The sequence below is a fragment of the Desulfovibrio psychrotolerans genome (assembly GCF_013340305.1).
GTDB classification, from domain to species: domain Bacteria; phylum Desulfobacterota; class Desulfovibrionia; order Desulfovibrionales; family Desulfovibrionaceae; genus Halodesulfovibrio; species Halodesulfovibrio psychrotolerans.
Genome location: NZ_BLVP01000010.1, coordinates 20060 through 41751, shown reverse-complemented (window position 1 = coordinate 41751; position 21692 = coordinate 20060). Strand labels below are relative to the sequence as shown.

Here is a 21692-nt window from a genome sequence, read left to right as displayed (position 1 = left end):
TCTACTGGAAGATAAATCTTTCTTTCAAAAAATCGTCACCCTTAACAACCTTTCGCTGTACTGCATCATGATATACGTCTCCAATTTCACAAACAACCTCTTTGGAAATCACCCCGTCAGCTACCAAGGCTCTACACTGCTGGAGTATCTTATTTAGCAAAACCTTTGAATTAATATTAGACACCCTTTCTATCAAGAAAAAAACCTGTGCTTCTGATGGCTTAACAACAATATCTCCAAAGAAATACTTCATCGCTGGAATAACACCATAAACGCCATGCTCAAATCTCACCGAGCCAATATACATCTCTAATTGCTCGCGCTTACTAAGAATAGAATTAACCCAAAACGCCAGTATTATTTCAACAGTTTTCCTTCTATAGACCTTTTTTTGATCAATAATGAACAATGACCTTGCCAGCTGTTGCGTTATGGTAGACCCACCAACACGTTTTTTTCTTAATAAAATATGAAGCAAAGCTCTAACAATACCACGAAAACTTACACCGCCATGTCGATAGTAGCTTTTATCTTCAATATTGACTAATATTTTAAAAAAATCTTCTGATTTGACTTTTAGCCGCTCAACTTCATACCCTGACAGCCTGCTTCTATATATTACATATTCTATATCATCAACCATTTTCACTCTTAAAATCCATGCCAAAAAACGCCCAACCAAAAGCAACATTCTTTCATGAACATCAAAAAGAGAAATTCTGTAAACTAAACCTACTATAATTACAGGAATAAAAGAAGCAGCAAAAACAATAATGCCATATTGAAAGTCTGTTAATTCAAATTGGACTTCTCTTGCAATTCTATCAACAAAAATCATCAAAGAACAAGCCAACAGGGCAGAAGAAACATAAAAAGGATACGCAGCGGAAGAAATCCATCCATTAAAAATTTTTATAGAAAACGGCTTACTTGCACCATCATGACGCCCCCTATGTAAAACCAACTGCAATGCCCCATAATCCATTCCGAGAATCTCTCTAAGAATAACAACCTTTCTAGCAGAAAAAACAGAAATTTTCTGTCTATAAGCAAAGTATGAAATCATTGCAGAAAAAATTAAAATCAAAGCCACATACAAAACAGAAGAAAAAAACAAAATTCTATTACGATCAGAAAGAGTAACGATAGCACTCAAGCCACCGCCTACAAAAACATACGCCATAACTGCGCCAAGAAACGATACAAAACTCGACACTCCAGCAAAAACCTTCTCCTCAACCTCAAGCAGCGCCGCAGCAAGCTTATATTCTTCGACAACAATATCCCTTCTCTTATATCCATACGTTGGATAATGTTGCTTCCATGAACGAGTATCTTCATCAGTGAAATCCATATGGTCCTCCTACAGCAGCATCTTCCGGCCCCATGCGGCCTGTCCAAGCGATATGCAGCCATCGTTGGGCGGCAGATGCCCGTGCACCAGCGGAGTAAGGCCACGGACGCGCAATGCCTCCGGCAGTTCAATGCTCACGGTCCGGTTCTGCATCACCCCGCCGGAAAGCCCCACTGAGTGTATTCCCAGCACCTCCGCCGCCATGGCCGCAAGGTCCGCCGCGCCGCGTATCAGGCCCAGATGAAACCTGCGGGCAATGACGGATGCCGGCACTTCCATGCACCAGTCCAGATAGGCCTGCATGAACAGGGTGTGTGTATCCAGCACGGCGGGCTGAACATCGGTGAGCACGGGGCAGCCGTACCCTTCCGTCACGGAAAAATCCTGAATCTTTTCCAGCATGATGGCGGCCTGCCCTTCATACGTCACCGTGTGGCACACGCCCAGCATGGCGGCCACCGCGTCAAACAGCCGCCCGCAGGATGAGGTCATGGGCGTGTTTATGCGCCGCTCCAGCACCTGCGGCAGAAACGATGCCGCCTGCGCGAAAGACTCCCACCACGTCCATTGCCGCGTATCCGGTTCGTGCACGCCCAGATTCCAAAGCAGTCCCTGCGCTATGCGCCACGGCTCGCGGATGGCGGCCTCGCCCCCCGGCAACGGCATAAGCGCAAGCTGCCCCACGCGCTCGTGTTCCAGCTCCACGGTATCCACATAGAGCAGTTCCCCGCCCCAGATGGTGCCGTCTTCTCCGTATCCGGTGCCGTCCAGCGCAAGCCCCAGAGCCGGACCTTCGTACCTGTTTTCCGCCAGCACGCTGTGAATGTGCGCGTAATGATGCTGCAGTGTCAGCACAGGCACCCCGTGCCGCTGTCCGTATTCCTCCGCGAACCGGGTGGAAAGATAGTCCGGGTGCAGGTCGCGCACCACGGCCTGTGGCCGCACCTGCAGCACCGCCGCCATATGCTCCGCAATCTCCTGATAAAATCCGTACGTTTCCAGATTCTGCATGTCGCCTATGTGCTGCGATACAAAGGCCTGCGCGCCGCGCGTGTAGCACAGGGTGTTCTTCAGTTCCGGCCCCGCGCCGAGCACACAGGGGCCTTCTCCCTCCAGAAACACCGGAGCGGGTGTGAACCCGCGCGCACGGCGGAAAAACTGGCGCTCCCGCGTACCGGGATGCACGCGGAGCACGGAATCATCGGTGCGGATAAGAATATCGCGGTTGTGCAGCAGAAAGATATCGGCAATGCCCGCCAGCCGCCGCAACGCCTCGCGGTTGCCCAGCGCAATGGGCTCGCTGCTCATGTTGCCGGAGGTCATGACCAGCGCAGGCACCTGCCCGGAGGAAAACTCCCTCAGAAAACCGAACAGCACATGGTGCAGCGGCGTGTAGGGCAGCATAATGCCCACATGGTGCGTATCCGGCATAACCTGCGCCGCAAGGGGGGTATTCTCCAGCGCGCGGCACAGCACTATGGGCCGTTCGCGCCCCTGCATCGTCGCGGCTTCCGCCTCTGTCACCGTGGCCAGTTGCCGCGCGGTCTCCACATCCGGCACCATCACGGCAAGGGGTTTGCCCCAGCGGTTTTTCCGGGTGCGCAGGGCGGTTACCGCCGCCTCGCTTGTGGCATCGCAGGCAAGGTGAAAGCCGCCCAGTCCCTTAATGGCGGCAAGGGCACCCTTGCTCAGTGCCTTGGCGGTCTGGCGCACGGCTTCCGTATGGCGGCACACCTCAGCCCCGTCTGCCGTGGTCAGCCACACCTGCGGTCCGCACACAGGGCAGGCATTGGGCTGCGCGTGAAACCGGCGGTCCAGCGGATTTTCGTACTCCGCGCGGCAGGAAGCGCACAGGGGAAAGCACGCCATGGAGGTCTGCGACCGGTCGTAGGGAATGGCACGGGTAATGGTATACCGGGGGCCGCAGTTGGTGCAGTTGGTAAAGGGATACAGGTAGCGCGGATTGGCAGGGTCGGCCATGTCCGAAAGGCAGTCGGCACAGGTGGCCACGTCCGCGCTTATGAGCACCGTGTTGCCGCTTCCGCCCGTGCTGGCAACAATGACAAACGTCTCTTCCCCGTCCACGGCAGGCAAGTCGTGTTCCGTGCGGCTCACCACCTGCGCCAGCGGGGGCAGTTTGTCGTGCAGGTCACGCCCGAACCTTTCCACGGCGTCCGGCACTCCCTGCGCCTCAATGAACACTCCCTCGGAGGTGTTGCTCACCGTGCCCGTCACGCCGTTGTCCAGCGCAATGCGATAGACGAAGGGGCGAAACCCCACGCCCTGCACCTGTCCCTGAATGACGAACTTACGGCGTAGCATGTCTGGCATGGCACGACGATAGCCGAATTATTCAACCGTGGGAAGGGGTTGTAAGCCGCCTCTGCCAACACCTGCCGGCGGCCCCCGCCACAAGAAAAAGGCCGGAACCCCTGCGTAGTTCCGGCCCGTATTGCAGAACAGCGCAGCCTAGGCCCAGCGGGCCATGAACCCTGCGGTATCCCCTGTCTGGCGTATATGAGTGATAAGCGCACTGCCGAAGATAACCGCATCTATGCTGTCACCAAAAATCTGCAGCTGCGCCGGTTCCCGTATGCCGAACCCCAGCGCGACAGGCAGGTCAAACGCCTTCCGCGCACGGGCCAGTGCCTGCGCGAGTTCTGCGGGAAAACTCTCCCGCGCCCCCGTGGTGCCCAGCACGGAAACCACATACACATATCCCATGGCCACCTGCGCATAGGCGCGCATGCGTTCCTCATCCGTATTCAGCCCCACCAGCGGCACAAGGGCCATGCCCCGCTCCTGCAGCACCGTGCGGTAGGGAGCGTCTTCATCCAGCGGCAGGTCAGGGATGATGAACCCGGAAACACCCGCTGCCTGCGCATCTTCCGCCAGCCGCCCGAACCCGTACTGCAAGAAGGGATTCAGGTAGCCCATAAGCACCAGTTCGGCCTGAAAACGCCCTGCACGGGCGGCAAGCCCTTGCAGCAGCCAGCGCAGGGAAGCACCGTTTTCCAATGCCTGTATGGATGCCTGTTCCACCACCGGCCCGTCGGCGCAGGGATCGGAAAAAGGCACGCCCACCTCTATGATGTCCGCCCCGCCCGCATCCAGCGCCTCCAGATGCTTCCAGAAGCTTTCCCGGTCCGGAAACCCGCCGGGAAGGAAGGGGATGAGCGCCTTGCGGCCCGCCTTGTTGGCCCTGCGAATCCGTTCCGTCAGTCGTGAAGTCTTCATGCCTGCCCCCTATCCCAGTTCGGCAAAACTGTGGCCGATATTCTGCTCAATGATATCCATATCCTTGTCGCCGCGCCCGGAAAGGTTCACGATGACGTTGGCCCCGCGCGGAATGCTCTCCCGGTTTTCCAGCACCCACGCCACGGCGTGCGCGCTTTCCAGAGCGGGCATTATGCCCTCCGAACGGGTCAGCTTCATAAAGGCGGCAAGGGCCTGCGCATCGTTCACGGTACCATATTCGGCGCGCCCACTGGCGTGCAGGTGGGCATGTTCCGGCCCTACGCCGGGATAATCCAGCCCTGCAGCCACCGAGTGCGATGGCAGTATCTGGCCGTCTTCATCCTGCAGCAGCATGGTCATCTGCCCGTGCAGCACGCCGGGGCTGCCCAGATTGAGCGGGGCCGAATTATGGCACTCCGGCTCGCCTGTACCCGCCGCCTCCACGCCCACAAGACGCACCGCCGCATCGGGCACAAAGGCGTGAAACGCCCCTATGGCGTTGGAACCGCCCCCCACGCAGGCAACCACGGCGTAGGGAAGCTCTCCCGTCTTTTCCAGAATCTGCTCTCGCGCCTCACGCCCCACCACGGCCTGAAACTCGCGCACCAGCGTGGGAAAGGGGTGCGGCCCCGCCGCCGTACCGAAGCAATAGTGGTGGGTCCGCTGCTCTGCTATCCAGAAGCGCAGCGCCTCGTTAATGGCGTCCTTAAGGGTCTTGGTGCCGCTCTCCACCGGAACCAGCCGCGCACCGAGCAACTGCATTCTGCGCACGTTGTGCGACTGGCGCGCCACGTCCGTGGCTCCCATGAACACAATACACTCAAGATCCAGCGCACGGGCCGCCGTGGCGGTGGCCACGCCGTTCATGCCTGCGCCTGTTTCCGTAAGCAGGGCGGGTTTGCCCATATATTTGGTCAGCAGGGCCTGACCGAGGGTGTTGTTAATCTTGTGGGAGCCGGTGTGGTTCAGGTCCTCACGCTTGAGCCAGAGGTTGAACCCCAGTTCCCGGGAAAGCGTGGGGCACAGGGTAAGGGGACTTTTGCGTCCCACGTAATCCTTGAGCAGGGCGTTGAATTCATCCTGAAACCCCTGCGAACGCACAATGGTTTCGTAGGCGTGCTCCAGTTCGCGCAGCGGGGGAATAAGCAATTCCGCCACAAACTGGCCGCCAAAGTCGCCGAAGTATCCTTTTTTCATGACTCACCTGTCCGCTACAGTATAGATTGTCCGCCGCATCGCACGGCAGCACCGGGTCCGCGCCGGTTACGGCACCAGCGGCCCGTGCACCATGTCGAACACGGCCTTGAGTTTTTCCGCGCTTTTCACGCCGGGCGCACTCTCCACGCCGGAGTTAAGGTCCAGCCCGCACGGATTGCAGCCCATAATGGCCTGCTTCAGATTGTGCGGCCCAAGCCCTCCGGCGATGAACCACGTCTTTATGCCGCGCAGTCCGGCAAGGAAGGACCAGTCCTGTTCGGTGCCATGCCCGCCGCCCCCGCTGCCCGCGTCGAACAGGTAAAAGCGGGAGTAGGGAGCAAACCGCTCCATATCCGCCTCCAGTTCCTGCCGCGTGGCGTAGCGTGACGGCCAGAAAACCTTCATCACCCTTGTCCTGCCCAGCGCCTTGCAGAACTCCGGGTCCTGGTCGCCGTGCAACTGCGCCAGATTAAGGCGCGCGTGCTGCATAATGCGCTTAACCTCGTCCACGCTCTGGTCCGTGAACACGCCGGTGCGCATGAGCGTGGGCGTTTCTATGGCGCGCACCTGCTCCACCGTGACACAACGCGGGCTGCTTGCGTGAAAGATGAAGCCTATGAAGTCCGCATCAAACTCCACGCACAGGTCCGCATCATGCTGGCTGGTTATGCCGCACACCTTGATGAAGATTTCCTTGTCCAACATGACGTCTCCTTGCCGTTAATTCTGCGTGCCGCACCGCAGTGCGGTCAGCCCAGCAGGGCCTGCAAAGCCTTGCACGGCTCGCCGCCCCGCATAAGCGCGGTACCCACCAGCATGGCATCGTACCCCAGAGAAGCCACGTGGCGCCTGTGCTCCGGGGTGGATATGCCGCTGGCGGCAATCCATACTTCAGCGTAGCTACGTTGGTGCACCAGTCGCCCGCAAATGGCAAGGTCCGTCTGCAATGTCTCCAGATTCCGGTTGTTCACCTGAATGATGCGCGCACCGGCTTCGCGCGCCATATCAAGGTCCCGTTCGTCAAACACCTCCACCACCGCCTCCATGCCGTACTCGTGGGTCATGTCCAGCAACGCGCGCAGGGGCGCGGCACTTTCGAACATGCGCACAATGAGCAGCAGGGCGGATGCTGGCGTGGCCGCCGTCTGCACTATCTGCAAAGGGTGAAAGAGGAAGTCCTTGCGCAGCAGGGGCAGACCCGTAAAGGCCATGCGTTCCAGAAACGTGATATCCCCCTTAAAGTACACATCTTCCGTAAGCACGGAGAGTGCGGCCGCGCCGCCCTGCGCGTATTGGCGGGCCACCTCTTCCGGCGAAAGGGCAAGCTCTATGTCGCCCTTTGAAGGCGAAGCCCGCTTGTATTCGCAGATTGCGGCCAGCCCCGCCTGTTTCAGAGCCTGCCCCAAAGAGGGACGCACGCCGGTAAAAGGTGCGGGCAGCGCGTTGCGGGACGCAAGGTCTTCAAGCATGCGTATCTCATCCGCCTTGGCGGTACGAAAGCGCTCAAGCATGGAGCACCTTCCCGCCCGCGCCCGCCATAACGGCCTCGCGCGCCATATCCATGCACCGGCGCATGTCCCTGCCGTCTTCCAGCAAGTGCACGGTTACCCCCACGTTCAGCACCAGCATGTCGCGCATGGCGGCGTTTCCGCCGCCGGAGAGCAGGTCGCGCAGCACCGCCAGCCCTTCTTCTTTGCCCGACACTGACAGATCGCGCGGGTCGCACGGCCCGATGCCGTACTCCGCCGGGTCCACGGAAACAGCGCGGGTAGACGTGCCTTCCACCATAACCACCTGCGCCGGCCCCATGGGGGTTATCTCATCATACCCGCCCGCTCCGTGCACCACGGCGGCCCGTTCTATGCCCGAGAGGGCCAGAACGTCCGCCATAAGTTGCAGGAACTGGGGCCGGGCCACTCCCAGCAGCTGATGCGTGGGACGCGCGGGGTTCAGCAGCGGGCCGAGCAGGTTGAACAGGGTGCGCATTCCCAGTTCCTGCCGCACCGGCATGATGTGCCGGAAAGCGGGATGAAAGTGCGGCGCGAACAAAAAGACAAAGTTGCGCCGCTTCAGTTCTTCCAATATGGCCTGCGGCTCCTGCAACATGGGCAGCCCCATGCCGTCCACCGCGTCCGCGCTGCCGCAGGAGGAAGAGACAGCCCTGTTGCCGTGCTTGGTAACGGCATAGCCCATGCCCGCCAGCGTAAGCGCCGTGGCGGTGGAGCAGTTAAAGCTGTTCTTGCCGTCGCCGCCCGTGCCCACGGGGTCCACCCGCCTGCCCTGCACGCCGGGAATGAGCCGGGCGCGTTCAAGGCACACCGCCACGGCGGCAGCCATTTCCTGCGGGGTTTCTCCCTTGAGCCTGAGCCCCATGAGAAAGGCTCCCGCCTGTGCCGGTGTCATCTCACCATCCATAAGATGGGTGAACGCCTCTTTCGCAACAGGGGCGGAAAGGTTGTTCCCCTCTGCCAGTGTTTCCAGTATTTCCGATATCTTCATACGCGTGTTCCTTCTCTTTCAGGCCGCCGCACCGGCTACAGGATGCGGTCGGGGAAGTTGCCCAGCAGGATTTCCCCTTCCGGGGTAAGCACCGATTCCGGGTGAAACTGCACGCCCACCCACGGGCGGTCCCTGTACCGCAGGGCCATAACCTCCGTCTCACCCGCCTCCGTGTGCACGGCGCAGGTAGCCTCCAGCAGGTCCGGTGCCTCGTGCACATGGACGATGAGCGAATGGTAACGCCCTATGCGCATGGGCGAAGATACGCCCGTAAACAGGCCCGTGCCGTCATGCTCCAGCATGGACGACTTGCCGTGCATGATGCGCGGCCCCACCACCACAGACGCCCCGGCAAAGTGCCCCAGGATCTGATGCCCCAGACACACGCCCAGCACGGGCACGGTCTTGGGCAGGCGGCTCAGGAATTCGAGGCACAGCCCCGCGTTCTGCGGATTGCTGGGACCGGGGGATATGCACACCATGTCCAACTTCCCGCTCTGCGCCAGTTCAAGGATGGATACATCGTCATTCTTGCGCACTTCCGGAAACCGCCCCGTCTTCTGGAACGCCTGCACCAGATTGAAGGTGAAGGAGTCATAATTATCGATAAGCAAAAACATCGCCGTCCCCCGTTCCGTTGATGGTGACCTTCAGTGCCCGCGCCTTGTTATGGCACTCTTCCCATTCCCGCTCAGGCACGGAATCGTGCACAATCCCTGCTCCGCACTGCCACTGCACCAACCCGTCGCGCACCCACATGGTGCGGATGAGGATGCCGGTGTCCATGTCCGCCCGGTTGTCGTCCAGTCCCATCCAGCCCACCGCGCCCGCGTAAGGCCCCCGTTGCAGGGCCTCCATGTCCGCAATAATCTCCATGGCGCGCACCTTGGGCGCACCGCTCACTGTGCCTGCAGGAAAGGTTGCCGCCATCACGTCCAGCGCGTCCGCCCCTTCCTTCAGGCGTCCCTTGACATACGAGGTCATGTGCATGACGTGGCTGAACCGCTCCACCTGCATGTACTTGTCCACAGAAACGGTACCCGGCGCGGACACGCGCCCCACGTCGTTACGTCCAAGATCCACCAGCATGACGTGCTCCGCCTGCTCCTTGGGGTCTGCTCTCAGTTCTTCCGCAAGGGCCAGGTCTTCCGCCTCCGACGCACCGCGCGGACGCGTTCCCGCGATGGGGCACACTTCCACCTCGCCCTCACGGCAGCGCACCAGCACTTCCGGCGAAGAACCCACAAGGCTTATGCCCGGCAGCCGCATGAAGAACATGTACGGCGAGGGATTAATCTGCCGCAGCCTGCGGTAGAGTACGAACGGCTCGCCGGAAAACGGCGCCTGAAACCGTGTGGAAAGCACCACCTGAATGGCCTCGCCCTGCCGGATGAGTTCCTTCACGCGGTCCACGTTGCGCAGATAGGTGGCGCGGTCCGGTATAGTGGTCACGGGGCCCACGTCCGGGGGTTCCGCCTTGCGCTCCACCGCCGCCCGGTCCATGCGCACGTTCAGCCCCTCCGCCAGATTGAGCAGGCAGAGCTTGTTGTACAGATGGTCGAACAGCACAATGGTGCCGGGCAGCACAAGGCACGCCTCGGCACTTTCCGGGGGCAGCACGCCGCGCAGCTTGGGCTCGAACATGCCCGCCGTGCCGTAGCCGAAGTAGCCGAACAGCCCGCGCGCGATGGGGGGCAGTTTTTCAAACCCCTCTGCCGCCTGCACGGTAACGGCCTTGCCCACGGCGCGCACGCCTTCCAAATAGTCCATACCTTCATACTTTTTTAAAAAATCCAGTCTCTTGTCGCGCGATGCGACCTCCAGCCGCCCTTCCTTGCAGCCCAGCCGCAGCAGGAAGTTGAACCCGATCACGCTGTATCGGCCCCAGCGCCCGTCTACCTCCGCGCTTTCCAGCAGGAATCCCTGCCCGGAACCGACCAGCCCCAGAAACAGGCTGATGGGCGTCTGGATATCCGCCGCCAGCCACTGCCCTGTCTGCTTGAGTACTACGCTCATGTGGTTATCTCCCTGACTTGCTTGTGTTTGCTGTTCTATCCGTCACGGCCCAATCAACAAAAAAACGCCGCGTTCCGGGAGGAACGCGGCGTTTGAGAACTTGATACTACTCTGCCTGGTGGTCTTTTATTGACGCACTCCTCCCGTATTGCTGTTCTCACGCCACCACCAAAGAGCGCGCTCAACGAGCACGTTGATGTCGCCACCGGCGGCAATGTTCAGCATATTACGGAAAGAACGCACTGCGTCCAACGAACTAGGATTGGCTTCGAAAAGCCCCTCGAACAGTTCGGCGTCCTCGGTCATCATCTTCTGCGCGGCGTCAAGGCGGCGCTGAAAGGAGGGGGTGAGATAAGGGGTTATCTCATCCTTGTGCGCCAGCGTGGCAAGGTAGGAAACAGTGGTGATGAAGTTCAGTCCCTGAATAAGGGCGGCTGCCTCGTCATGCTCTTCCGGCGTGGTGCGAAAAGGTTCGCACCCCATACGGGTGAACATGTCTTCCACCATGGCCACATGCTCCCCGTCCGTGCCCTCTGCGGGCGTAACGGCCACGCGCACCTCGTCCGCCTTCGGCTCCGGGCCGAAGAGAGGATGGGTGCCCACAATGGGGCCGTTGTAGACGCGTTGCATCTGACGCATGGGTTGCACCTTCACCGATGTGATGTCCACCAGCACCTGCGGCGGACGGAGTATATCCCGTATCTGTTGCAGCACCGTATCGAATACTGCTGCGGGGATGCACAGGAGTATCACCTTTGCTTCCGCCAGTCCAGCAGCAAGTGACGATTTTGTCAACGGGCGGTCAATTTCTTCCACAGCGTATCCCGCCGCCCGCAAACGGGTGCAGAACATGCGGCCCATCCGCCCCTGCGCCCCTATGACAGCCACCGTGCAGCCGCTAAACTCTCCCTCGCTCATGCCGTTACCCTGCCCCACTTGCGCCAGAAGGACGGAAAGGATTTGGAAACGCATTTGGGGTCGTCCAGCCGCACGTCCACGCCCGCAAGCCCCAGCAGAGAAAGGCTCATGGCCATGCGGTGATCGCCGTAGGCATGGAATACCGTTCCCTCCGGGGCGGCTATGGCTGCGCGTCCTGCCGGGTGCACGGTCAGGCCGTCTTCACGCACCTCCACCCGCACCCCGGCCTTGCCCAGTTCCGTGGCCGGTCCGGCAAGGCGGTCGCATTCCTTGATGCGCAGATGCGCCACATTGGTCACGGTGGTCGGGCCTTCCGCAAAGGCGGCCAGCGCGGCCACTGTGGGGACAAGGTCCGGGCAGTGTCCCATGTCCACCTGCGTGCCGCGGAGCGCGGAAGGATGCACCGTAACGGCCGTTGGTTCCACCTCCACACGGGCTCCCATGCTCCGCAGGATATCGAGCATGGCCTTGTCGCCCTGCAAAGAGTCGGCCCGCAGGCCGGTCACGCGCACAGGGTTCGGCCCCGCCGCGCCCGCTGCCAGAAAATAGGAAGCGCTGGACCAATCTCCCTCCACGCGGTAATCGCCCGCGCGGTAGATGCCGGGCTTGACCACAAACCGGGTCCTGCCGGGCAGCACCTCGCGGATGGTCCGCCAGTCTTTCTGCACCCAGCCGTCCTCTTCCAGCATCTCCACCCGGAACGAGTGGCCGAAATCTTCCATGGCCTTGAGGGTCAGTCCCACATAGGGCCAGCTCACCGCCTTGCCGCCGGTGACGTTGATGGTCAGCGTCTTCCCCAACGGGGCTGCCAGCAAAAGGCCGGAAAGGTACTGGCTGGATTCATCAAGGCCTATGTTCACCTCACCCCCGGGCATGCCGTTGGTGTCTATGACCAGCGGGGGAAAGCCCGGTGCGCCCTCCCACTCCACGCCCACGCCCAACATGCGCAGGGCCATGACTAGTTCGCCGATGGGCCGCTCGTGCATACGCGGTGCGCCGTGGATGCGGAACAGGCCAAGCCCTGCCGCCACCACGGCGGTGAGCAGGCGGCACGTGGTGCCCGATTCACCCACAAAACAGGAAACAGGTTCCTCCCTGCCCCCGGCGGGTGTTCCGGCCACGCCCCGGATGGCGTACAGCCCTTCACCCAACCGCTCCATGCGCGCCCCGCAGGCCTGCATGATCTCCATGGTCCGCTTCAGGTCGTCACTTTCCAGCACGTTTGCCAGCCGCGATTCTCCCACGCCCAGTGCCGCGCCTATGACCATGCGGTGCGAAACCGATTTGGACGGCGGAGCTTCCACCTCAATTATCTTGCTCATGGCATTATCCTTGTCGTTGCGCGTTCGGCGCAACGTTCGCATGTGTGTCCGGCGTGCCCGGCGTATCCGGTGTGTCCATGGTATTCGGGGCAGCAGCCTGCGCGCCCTTGTCTTCTGTCCCGGCGGAAACATCTATATACGGGCCGGTGGGATAGCTGCCCAGAATACGCAGGCTCTGGCAGTGGCCGCGTATCTCGTCCAGCAGGGCGGCATATTCTTCGCGGGCCAGATCGCTCTCCACGTCCACAAAGAACACGTAGCGCCACTTTTCGCCGCGCATGGGCCGCGATTCCAGCTTCTTCATGTTCAGCCCCTCCACCGCCATGACATTGAGCACGCTTACCAGCGAACCCGGCTTGTCCGGCAGTGAAAAGAGCATGGATGTCTTGTCGCGCCCCTCTCCGTCCGAGGGCTGCGGCCCCACAATGACAAAACGCGTCCAGTTGTCCGGCAGGTTCTCTATGCCCCGGGCCAGAATGTTCAGGTCCAGCAGTTCGGCAAGCTTGCCGTGCCCTATGGCGGCGGCTCCCTTTTCGTCGCACACGCGGCGGGCGGCTGCGGCCGTACTCTCCGTGGGCACAATGCGCGCATTGGGCAGATTGGCCCTGAGCCAGCCCCCGCACTGCCCAAGGGGCTGCGGGTGGGAGTAAACGGTGGTTATCTCTGCCAGTTCGCGCTCGCGGGTGAGCAGGCTGTGGCTTATGCGGCAGTACAGTTCGGCCTGAATGTACAGCTCAAAATCCATGAACAGGTCCAGACTCTGGCCCACCGTGCCCTCAAGCGAATTCTCCAGCGGAATGACACCCAGTTCGCACTCGCGGGAATGCACGGCCCGGAACACCTCGTGCAGGTTCTTCTGCGGCAGGTATTCCACGGCCTTGCCCAGATATTCCACCCCGGCAAAGTACGAGAAGGTGCCCTCCGGCCCCAGATAGGCCACCCGCTGCGGACGCTGCAATGCGCGGGAGGAAGAGAACACCTCCCGGTAGATGGAGCGCAGATGCTCAAAAGGAATGGGCCCGGCGTTATGACGGCGCAGGTTCTCCATAACCTCTTTCTCGCGGAAGGGCTTGAAGATCACGTCGCGCGAGCCCCGTTTAAGCTGGCCCACCTCCAGACTCAGCGAGGCGCGGCGGTTAAGCAGCTCCAGAATATCGCGGTCTGTGGCGTCTATCTCCTGCCGCACTTCCTGCATGCGTGGATTCTCGTCCGTCCTGTCCGTCCTGTCGGGCATGGCTAGCCTTCCTTGATGTCTTCTTGGATGCGCATGCCGAAATGGCGTCCTGCCGCATCGGTGCGCACAAGTATCTCATCCCCTTCCTTCAGGGCAACCACGCTCACGGGCGAACCGTCACGGCGCACCACACGGATGGTTTCCGCATTCTGCAGGAATACGGCCCCTTCCGTTCCGCCCACCCGCGCCTTGATAAGCAGCATGGGGCGCACCTCCACCTTGCAGCGACCTACGGTGGCAAGGGCGGTGGAACCGTCGTGCCCCACAATGAGCACCTCTTCGCCCGCCGCCAGTTCCTCCAGATAGGTGGTCCTGTCGCCGGGCATGACTACATAGGCGTGCACGGCGCCGGCGTTCACGCGGAAAGGACGCGCCGCGACATATTCGTTGCGCTCCGTTTCGGCATGAACAAGAAAGGTAAACGCGCTGGAGTTGCCCACCAGCATGCCCTGCCCGGTCTTCATCACCGACATGGTGTCCACGCAGACACGGTGACCAAGCCCCGCGTGCTCCACCGCCGTAACGGTCGCGGGCACCAGTTCCAGCCTGCCCTGAGAGAGTTTGAGTTCCGCCACGATACGCTTCAGCTCCTCCGCGCCTTCCGGGAGAACCACCACGGCGTTCACCCCGCGTTCAAGAATTCCCGCCGCCAGCTTTGCCTCGTCCAGCGTTGCCACTTCCACGGTCACATTGTCCGACTGCGCCAGCAGGTTTTCTATGGGAATAATCTCCCACCCGCGCGCAATGACCACATCCTCGCCCTTTGCAAGGCGGCTCACAGCCTCTTCCTCATCCTTCTTGGAGGCAAAGGCGATAACGGGCATGGCGTCCTGCGCCAGCACGGTGCAACGTGCCAGCGAGCGCACCTTCTCCACGTCTTCCTGCGCCACGATAATGGCGTCCACGCCGGATTCCAGCGCCAGTGTGATGTGGTCCTTGTTGAACGGGACGCTCTTGAACAATACCTTTTTCATTGTTTTTCCATTTTTGTAAATTTTAATCTTCGCCAACAATGGCAATGGCTTGTTCTACATCCCAATCTTCGTGCACCACGCCGCGCAGGGCTTTCACCAACTGCGGGGTGCGTTTGTGCTGGAAGATATTGCGGCCCACGGAAAGCCCCGCACCGCCCGCGCGCACGGAATCGTGTACCATCTGTATGAAGTCTCTGGTGGAATCCATCTTGGGACCACCCGCTATAACCACGGGCACACAGGTGGAATCCACCACGCGGGAGAAGGAATCCATGTCGCCGGTATAGGGCACCTTCACGATATCCGCCCCCAGTTCCACGGCCACGCGGGCGCAGTGGGCAACCACGGTGGGGTCGAACTGGTTCTGAATCTTGGGTCCGCGCGCATACATCATAGCCAGCAACGGCATGCCCCAGTCCGCCGCCACGGCAGCCACGCGTCCCAGGTCGGCCAGCATATCGCGTTCAGTCTCATCGCCCAGGTTCACATGCACGGAAACACCGTCCGCACCATGCTTTATGGCGTCTTCCACCGAGGAGGTAAGCGACTTGGCGTTGGGCGTGGGAGACATGGAGGTGGAGCTGGAAAGATGCACAATAAGACCCACGTCCTTGCCGCCTTCACGGTGTCCGCAGCGCACCAGTCCCTTGTGCATGAGCACGGCATCCACGCCGCCTTCCGCTATACTGTTCACGGTCTCGCGCATGTCTACAAGGCCTTCAATGGGGCCTACGGTCACGCCGTGGTCAAGCGGTACAATGATGGTGCGCCCGGTGAGCCGGTTGAATATACGCTCGATGCGAATCTTCTTGCCGATATGCATTTGATATCCCTCGCAGAATTATGATTACCCGCCAATATGGCTAGTTCGCTTCCAGCACTGCCATGGCTTTGTCCACGGTCCATTCACTGTGTACCACGCCGTGCAGGGCGGCGACCAGAAGGTCGGGCCGGGCATGCTGAAACACGTTGCGGCCCATAGAAAGCCCCGCCCCGCCTGCCTTGACGGAATCGTGCACCATTTCTACCAGCGCGCGGTCCGAATCCATTTTGGGACCGCCCGCAATAACCAGCGGCACGCAGCAAGCTTCGCACACGTAGGCAAAAGAGTCCATATCACCAGTATAATTCACTTTCACAACATCCGCCCCAAGCTCCATGCCCACCCGCGCGCAGTGGGCTATAATGGCGGGATCAAACTCGTTCTGCACCTTGGGTCCGCGCGCATACATCATGGCCAGCACAGGCATACCCCACTCCACCGCGCGCGAGGTCACCTTGCCCAGATCCTCCAGCATGTAGCGTTCCGTTTCATCGCCCAGATTCACATGCACGGAAACAGCGTCCGCACCAAGGCGCAGGGCGTCTTCCACCGTGCCCACCAGCGACTTGGCGTTGGGCAACGTGGCAATGGACGTGCTTGCAGAAAGATGCACGATAAGCCCCACATCCTTGCCGTAGCCACGGTGCGTGCAACGGGGCAGCCCCTTATGCATGAGCACGGCATTGGCTCCGCCTTCCGCCACCTTGTTCACGGTGCCGGGCAGGTCAAGCAGCCCGTAAATGGGCCCCACCGTTACGCCGTGATCCATGGGCACGATGATGGTCCTGCCTGTGTTGCGGTTGAAAATGCGTTCCAGCCGGACGCTTTTGCCAAGCAACATACGTTTCTCCTCGTGGGTTTGCAGCCCTTCGGGCCTTGTTCACGGCAAACAAAAAAGGGCCGCCGGCTTTCGCCCGCGGCCCTCATCTTGTACCTTTTTTACCGAATGTTCAGTTCGTCAGGCACCAGTGTTCGCACCACGGGCTTTCCCATAGCTAAAGTAATACCAAAAATAAAATTCGGTATTCGCGGCGCTGGTGGCAAAGGTGGTGGCAAAGGTGGTGGAAATGGTGGTCATGTCTGAAAAACAGCCTTTTGAAGCGAAGTGAAACTCTCGGTTACAGCAATTTCCGGCACAATAGGAGAGAGGTCATTCCGCTGTCAACACAAATATTCAACATTTTTGCAAACCACCCTCTTCCCTTGTCGCGAGCTGTTTTTACAATTTTGCACATTACTGCACTTCTGTATTATACAAATTTGTTAAATTAGACTATGTACCTTACAGAAATTGCATGCCCACCTTTTCTTGATTCTAACAAATTCAAACACATACCCTATTTGGCACACTAGATGCTCCAGTGTGGGCAATCGATATGGAACAGGGGTGTTTACCCACGAAAAGGAGGATTCCATGTTTTCAACCACGCTCACTTCGTTGCGTACACTGAGGAAGCTGCTTCCCGCTGCGGGCGGTGCGGCAGCGCTTACGCTGGTTCTTGCCACCTCCGCGCTGGCAGAAGACGCCCCCGAAATGCTCACCCAGCAGAACGCCAACATCCTGTGGACACTGATCGCTGCCATTCTGGTCATGTTCATGCAGGCGGGCTTTGCCATGGTGGAATGCGGCTTCACCCGCGCCAAGAACGCGGGGAACATTCTCATGAAGAACTTCGTGGACTTTGCCGCTGGTTCGCTCATCTTCTTTCTCATCGGTTTCGCCTTCATGTTCGGCACCGATGCGGGCGGATTCATCGGCCTCAGCGGGTTCGGTCTCAGCGGTGTGAACGCCACCACCGATGACGGCATGTGGACGCTGACCTTCTGGTTCTTCCAGTCCGTGTTCGCCGCCACCGCCGCCACCATCGTTTCCGGCGGCATTGCGGAACGCACCAAATTTCCGGCCTACATCCTCGTCAGCATTCTGGTAACGGGTTTCATCTACCCCATTTCCGGCCACTGGGCATGGGGCGGCCTGAACGGCAACGCCGGCTGGCTTGAAGGTCTGGGCTTTGCAGACTTTGCAGGCTCCACCGTGGTACACTCCGTGGGCGGCTGGGTAGCCCTTGCCGGTGCCATAATCCTTGGCCCCCGTACCGGAAAGTACGCACCGGACGGCACCCCCAAGGCCATTCCCGGTCACAACATCCCCATGGCCGCCCTTGGCGTGCTGATTCTGTGGTTCGGCTGGTTCGGCTTTAACGCAGGCTCCACCACCACGGCCGACGGCACCATAGGCTACATCGCCCTGAACACCAGCCTTGCCGCCTGCGCGGGCACCGTGGCCGCCATGCTCACCGTGTGGGCCCGGTTCGGCAAGCCTGAAGCTTCCATGACCATGAACGGCTCTCTGGCCGGTCTGGTGGGCATTACCGCAGGCTGCTACGAAGTTTCCCCCGTGGGTGCCATCATCATCGGCCTTCTCAGCGGCGTGGTCGTGGTGCTCTCCATCGAATTCATCGACAAGAAGCTGAAGATTGACGATCCGGTGGGCGCAGTTTCCGTACACGGCGTGTGCGGCGTGCTGGGCACCGTGGCCGTGGGCCTGTTCGCATCGCCCGATTTCGGCAGCATCTCCGGCCTGTTCTACGGCGGCGGATTCGGGCAGACCATGACACAGATCATCGGCGCAGGCGCGGTCTTTGTCTGGGCATTCGGTATGGGCTATGTCGCCTTCTCCGCGGTCAAGCTCATCATGGGCCTGCGCGTCTCCCGCGAGGAAGAGATGAAGGGTCTGGATATCTGCGAGCACGGCTCCGAGTCTTACAACGGCTTCCAGATCTACACCGTGGAATAGGCAGGAGGAATATCATGAAACTCATCATCGCATACATTCGGCCGGAAATGCTCACCCTTGTGAAGCAGGCCCTCTACAGCAAAGGAATATACGCCCTTTCGGTCACCAACATTCTCGGCAGCGGCCAGCAGAAAGGGTTTACCGAAACCTACCGCGGCGTGGTCATGGAAGTGAACCTGCTCAAGAAAGTCCGCCTTGAACTGGGCGTGCAGGACGACAAACTCGACGACGCCCTTGCCGCCATCCAGTCCGGCGCAAAAACCGGCAAGGAAGGCGACGGCATCATCTTCGTGCAGGATATCGTAAAGACCATCCGGGTCCGCACGGGCGAAGTAAAATAACCGTTTCCGACGCCGGGGGGCAACACCCAGCCCCCCGGCACCCTGCGGAAGCGACACCGAAAGGACGCTCCGCGCTCCACACACCCTGCCGGACCGGCCTGCTCCGCCACCCCAAGGGCCGGTCCGGCCCCTTTTACTCCCCGCCGTGCGGTGGCGGGTGCCAAAAAGGGCAACATTCCCCGCGACAGCAGGCGGATACACATGAGCCACTCTCTCGACATAGAAGCCATTATCGCGCACAGGCGGCTTGTCGCCCACTTCCAGCCCCTTGTCTCCGCACGGCGGGGCATGGTCATCGGATTCGAGGCACTGAGCCGGGGGCTGAGCGATACAGATAACGCCACCATCACCCCCGACACGTTGTTCGCGCTCGCCTCCAGACAGGGCATGAGCCTGCAGCTGGACCGTGCCTGCCGCGAAACCGCCTTTGCCGCCTTTGCCGCAATGCATGCCGCACACCCGGAAGCGCTGCTTTTCCTCAATGTAGACGCCTCTGTGCTGACCGAGGCCGTAGTGGGTTCCGGACACATAGAATCCCTTGCGCAACGCCACGGCGTGCCCGCCGCCAATGTGGTGCTGGAGATCATAGAATCGCAGGTGCAGGATACGGCTGCGCTCATGCGTTTCATCCGCCGCTACCGCGAGCGGGGCTTTCTCATCGCGCTGGACGACGTGGGCGCGGGGCATTCCAATCTGGAACGCATTGCCTCCATCAAGCCGGAGGTCATCAAGATTGACCGCTACCTCATCAGCAACATCCACAATGAATTCCACAAACAGGAAGTGGTGAAGGCCCTTTCTGCTCTGGCAAGACGCATAGGTGCCATGACCGTTGCCGAAGGGGTGGAATGCCGGGAAGAAGCCCTGTGCCTGATGGATGCAGGTGCAGACGTGCTGCAGGGATTCCATTTTGCCCGTCCTGCACTTCCGCACCGGATACAGGATGTTACAGAGCCGCTGCGGAGCATTATTGCCGCCTACAAGGAGCATTCGCTGGAACGCTACGAACACATGAAGCGGAGCAATGAAGAATTTCAGGAACTGGTGGGCAGAACGCGCGAGCATCTGCGCGGCTATCCCATGGCCGATTTCACGCACGCGCTGCTGGAACACCTGCTGGCCTTTCCCCAGCTGGAATGCGCCTATGTGCTGAGCGAAGAGGGTACGCAGATTACCGACACGGTATGCAACCCGTTCAGCATTCAGGAAAACAAGCGGTTCATCTACCAGCCTGCGCGCCGGGGCACGGACCATTCCCTTAAGGAATACTTCCTGCCCATACAGTCCGGGGTGGATACCTGCATGACGCAGCCCTACATCTCGCAGGCTTCCGGCAACCGCTGCATCACCTTGGCCGCCCGCTGCATCAGTGCAGACGGCGTGGCGTGCGTGCTATGCTTGGACGTGATGCAGGAGGAGCACGCGTTGCCCCTGTTCATACGGGAAGAGTTGGCAAATGCCTGCTGCTGACGGCAGCGGATAAATTTACGGACCTGCCGAACTGGGAACGGCATGTCCCGGGCGGGGAAGCCCGTTTGGCCGCGCTGATCCATATCGTTGAGGCAAACACCCGCAGCCCCGGCACCATACGGCCCTGCCGGAAGGGTTCCGGGGTGCGCCACGGGTTCCCCGCCCGCCCATTGCATGCACCTCCACACCCCACGGTGCTTCATAACAGGCACCGGAAACGCGAAAAACCCTGCCATCCGGTCTTGGCAGGGTTTTTTGTTGCCGCAAAACATGGCGAAGCCATAACGGAACCATAGCGGAACAGCGGCTACCGGACGTGTTTCGGAAAGCAACGGCCTCTGTATCCTGTGCAGGGCTTACTTCTCCCCGCTCCTCTGGTCCGAGCCTGACTTCATGGCTGGCACAGACGTACTCTCCGGCGGGCTCTTTTGGTTCGTACCGGATTTTTGTTCCGGACCAGACTTCTTTTCCAAATCGGACTTCTGTTCCGGATCGGACTTCAGGTCCGGCGCAGCCTTTTCCTGCCGGGTCCGCTGACGCGGCATAAGCAGCCGCTTGAATACATACATCTCCGCGTCCTTGCCCTCCAGCTTCTCCAGCGGAATCTCCGCGCGCGCCATAGCCTTGTGCCCGCCCGCAGAACCCACCTGACCGAACTGCATGCTGGCGAACCTTCCCAGGTCGCGGGTTACGCCGTCTCCCCGGAAGATGATGACCAGCTTGTCCTCGCTGACTCCGGCAACGGCTATCCAGCGTATTTCATGCACCCGCATGAAAAAGTCGGCAATAACCACCAGCGCGTCCGGGTTGGGCACCTCGCCTATGTAGGTAAAGTACCCCGTGCGCACCTTGTGCATGCTGGAAACACCCCGGGCAAAGTAGTCCAGCCAGCCGAAATGATATTCGCTGCGGGAGATGCGCGAGAGCAGCAACTGGCTGGAAAGCTTGGAAAGGTAACGGAAAGCCCGCACATCGATATCGCAGAACTCCCGTTCAAAGCTGTTGGTGTCGGTCTTTATACCGTAGACCAGCGCGGTGGCGAGGCGGTTTCCCGGACGTATGCCCAGATTGTACAGATACTCCGTCATAAGCGACGAGTTGGCCCCGTACTCGGGCTTAATGTCCTTGAAATCCACCACCACGGGATGCTCCGCCGAAAGAGGATGGTGGTCGAAGACCACGGAAAAGTGCATTTCCTTGAACAGGGGGTGATGGTGCGGCTGCGAATCCACCAGCGCAAACCTGTCATACTGCGCGATAACGGCAGGCGTAAGCTTCATCATGGGAATGCGCAGATACCGGATCATGGCCAGATTGTCGGGCCTTGTCACCTCGTTCACGCGGGCTATGCCCACGTCCGCCACGCGGTGGATCATGATGCGCTTAAGCGCCATGGCAGAGGCCATGGCATCCGGGTCGGCGTTTACCACGATGAGCCAGCGTTCATCGCGGGAAAACAGCTCCATAAGATTGGACAGACCCGGTTCCAGCTTTCTGAAATAGGACATGC

19 protein-coding genes are annotated in these 21692 nt (G+C 60.0%); 3 read left to right on the top strand and 16 right to left on the bottom strand.

Annotated features, from left to right (window positions below):
- Position 1: 1 nt before the first annotated feature.
- From HUV26_RS12100 to HUV26_RS12030, 15 genes are all read right to left on the bottom strand, one after another.
- Positions 2 to 1354, bottom strand: coding sequence for a biosynthetic peptidoglycan transglycosylase (locus HUV26_RS12100; protein ID WP_174410409.1), 1353 nt, complete (start codon positions 1352 to 1354; stop codon positions 2 to 4).
- 9 nt (positions 1355 to 1363) lie between these two features.
- The gene (gene hypF, locus HUV26_RS12095; protein WP_174410408.1) at positions 1364 to 3685 is read right to left on the bottom strand and encodes a carbamoyltransferase HypF; all 2322 of its coding nucleotides are present in this window, start codon (positions 3683 to 3685) and stop codon (positions 1364 to 1366) included.
- 138 nt (positions 3686 to 3823) lie between these two features.
- Positions 3824 to 4591, bottom strand: coding sequence for a tryptophan synthase subunit alpha (gene trpA / locus HUV26_RS12090; RefSeq protein ID WP_174410407.1), 768 nt, complete (start codon positions 4589 to 4591; stop codon positions 3824 to 3826).
- A gap of 9 nt (positions 4592 to 4600) precedes the next feature.
- Positions 4601 to 5788, bottom strand: a complete 1188-nt coding sequence (gene trpB, locus HUV26_RS12085) for a tryptophan synthase subunit beta (protein WP_174410406.1) — start codon at positions 5786 to 5788, stop codon at positions 4601 to 4603.
- 66 nt (positions 5789 to 5854) lie between these two features.
- Entirely contained in the window at positions 5855 to 6493 is a 639-nt protein-coding gene (locus tag HUV26_RS12080) for a phosphoribosylanthranilate isomerase (RefSeq protein ID WP_174410405.1), read from the bottom strand.
- Between the two features lie 44 nt (positions 6494 to 6537).
- Complete coding sequence (locus HUV26_RS12075; protein ID WP_174410404.1) at positions 6538 to 7299, bottom strand: indole-3-glycerol-phosphate synthase; 762 nt, start codon at positions 7297 to 7299, stop codon at positions 6538 to 6540.
- Positions 7292 to 8287 carry an anthranilate phosphoribosyltransferase gene (trpD, locus tag HUV26_RS12070; RefSeq protein ID WP_174410403.1) on the bottom strand — a complete coding sequence of 332 codons (996 nt, stop codon included), beginning with the start codon at positions 8285 to 8287 and terminating at the stop codon, positions 7292 to 7294. The genes HUV26_RS12075 and trpD overlap by 8 nt, the downstream gene beginning before the upstream one ends.
- A 35-nt stretch (positions 8288 to 8322) precedes the next feature.
- Entirely contained in the window at positions 8323 to 8907 is a 585-nt protein-coding gene (locus HUV26_RS12065; protein WP_174410402.1) for an anthranilate synthase component II, read from the bottom strand.
- Entirely contained in the window at positions 8888 to 10303 is a 1416-nt protein-coding gene (locus HUV26_RS12060) for an anthranilate synthase component I family protein (RefSeq protein ID WP_174410401.1), read from the bottom strand. The genes HUV26_RS12065 and HUV26_RS12060 overlap by 20 nt, the downstream gene beginning before the upstream one ends.
- 126 nt (positions 10304 to 10429) lie before the next feature.
- On the bottom strand, positions 10430 to 11221 hold the full coding sequence (locus HUV26_RS12055; protein WP_174410622.1) for a prephenate dehydrogenase: 792 nt from the start codon (positions 11219 to 11221) through the stop codon (positions 10430 to 10432).
- Entirely contained in the window at positions 11218 to 12543 is a 1326-nt protein-coding gene (gene aroA / locus HUV26_RS12050; RefSeq protein ID WP_174410400.1) for a 3-phosphoshikimate 1-carboxyvinyltransferase, read from the bottom strand. Before aroA ends, HUV26_RS12055 begins: the two co-directional genes overlap by 4 nt.
- Before the next feature lie 4 nt (positions 12544 to 12547).
- A complete protein-coding gene (gene pheA / locus HUV26_RS12045) occupies positions 12548 to 13777 on the bottom strand; it encodes a prephenate dehydratase (protein WP_174410399.1) in 1230 nt (409 codons plus the stop codon).
- A 2-nt stretch (positions 13778 to 13779) separates the two neighbouring features.
- Positions 13780 to 14751 carry a 3-dehydroquinate synthase II family protein gene (locus HUV26_RS12040; RefSeq protein WP_174410398.1) on the bottom strand — a complete coding sequence of 324 codons (972 nt, stop codon included), beginning with the start codon at positions 14749 to 14751 and terminating at the stop codon, positions 13780 to 13782.
- Positions 14752 to 14773: 22 nt separating this feature from the next.
- Positions 14774 to 15574 carry a 2-amino-3,7-dideoxy-D-threo-hept-6-ulosonate synthase gene (locus HUV26_RS12035; protein WP_174410397.1) on the bottom strand — a complete coding sequence of 267 codons (801 nt, stop codon included), beginning with the start codon at positions 15572 to 15574 and terminating at the stop codon, positions 14774 to 14776.
- Between the two features lie 40 nt (positions 15575 to 15614).
- Positions 15615 to 16415, bottom strand: a complete 801-nt coding sequence (locus HUV26_RS12030; RefSeq protein ID WP_174410396.1) for a 2-amino-3,7-dideoxy-D-threo-hept-6-ulosonate synthase — start codon at positions 16413 to 16415, stop codon at positions 15615 to 15617.
- Between the two features lie 573 nt (positions 16416 to 16988).
- Between HUV26_RS12030 and HUV26_RS12025 the strand changes: the two genes are divergently transcribed.
- The 3 genes from HUV26_RS12025 to HUV26_RS12015 all read left to right on the top strand — a co-directional run bounded on the left by HUV26_RS12025 (position 16989) and on the right by HUV26_RS12015 (position 20182).
- Positions 16989 to 18371 carry an ammonium transporter gene (locus tag HUV26_RS12025; RefSeq protein ID WP_174410395.1) on the top strand — a complete coding sequence of 461 codons (1383 nt, stop codon included), beginning with the start codon at positions 16989 to 16991 and terminating at the stop codon, positions 18369 to 18371.
- A gap of 14 nt (positions 18372 to 18385) precedes the next feature.
- Positions 18386 to 18712 carry a P-II family nitrogen regulator gene (locus HUV26_RS12020; protein WP_174410394.1) on the top strand — a complete coding sequence of 109 codons (327 nt, stop codon included), beginning with the start codon at positions 18386 to 18388 and terminating at the stop codon, positions 18710 to 18712.
- Between the two features lie 201 nt (positions 18713 to 18913).
- Positions 18914 to 20182 (top strand): EAL domain-containing protein, encoded by a 1269-nt coding sequence (locus tag HUV26_RS12015; RefSeq protein WP_174410393.1) that lies wholly within the window; start codon positions 18914 to 18916, stop codon positions 20180 to 20182.
- A 356-nt stretch (positions 20183 to 20538) separates the two neighbouring features.
- Here HUV26_RS12015 and HUV26_RS12010 read toward each other — a convergent pair whose 3' ends face one another.
- Positions 20539 to 21690, bottom strand: coding sequence for a DHH family phosphoesterase (locus HUV26_RS12010; RefSeq protein WP_243451373.1), 1152 nt, complete (start codon positions 21688 to 21690; stop codon positions 20539 to 20541).
- Positions 21691 to 21692 lie beyond the last annotated feature (2 nt).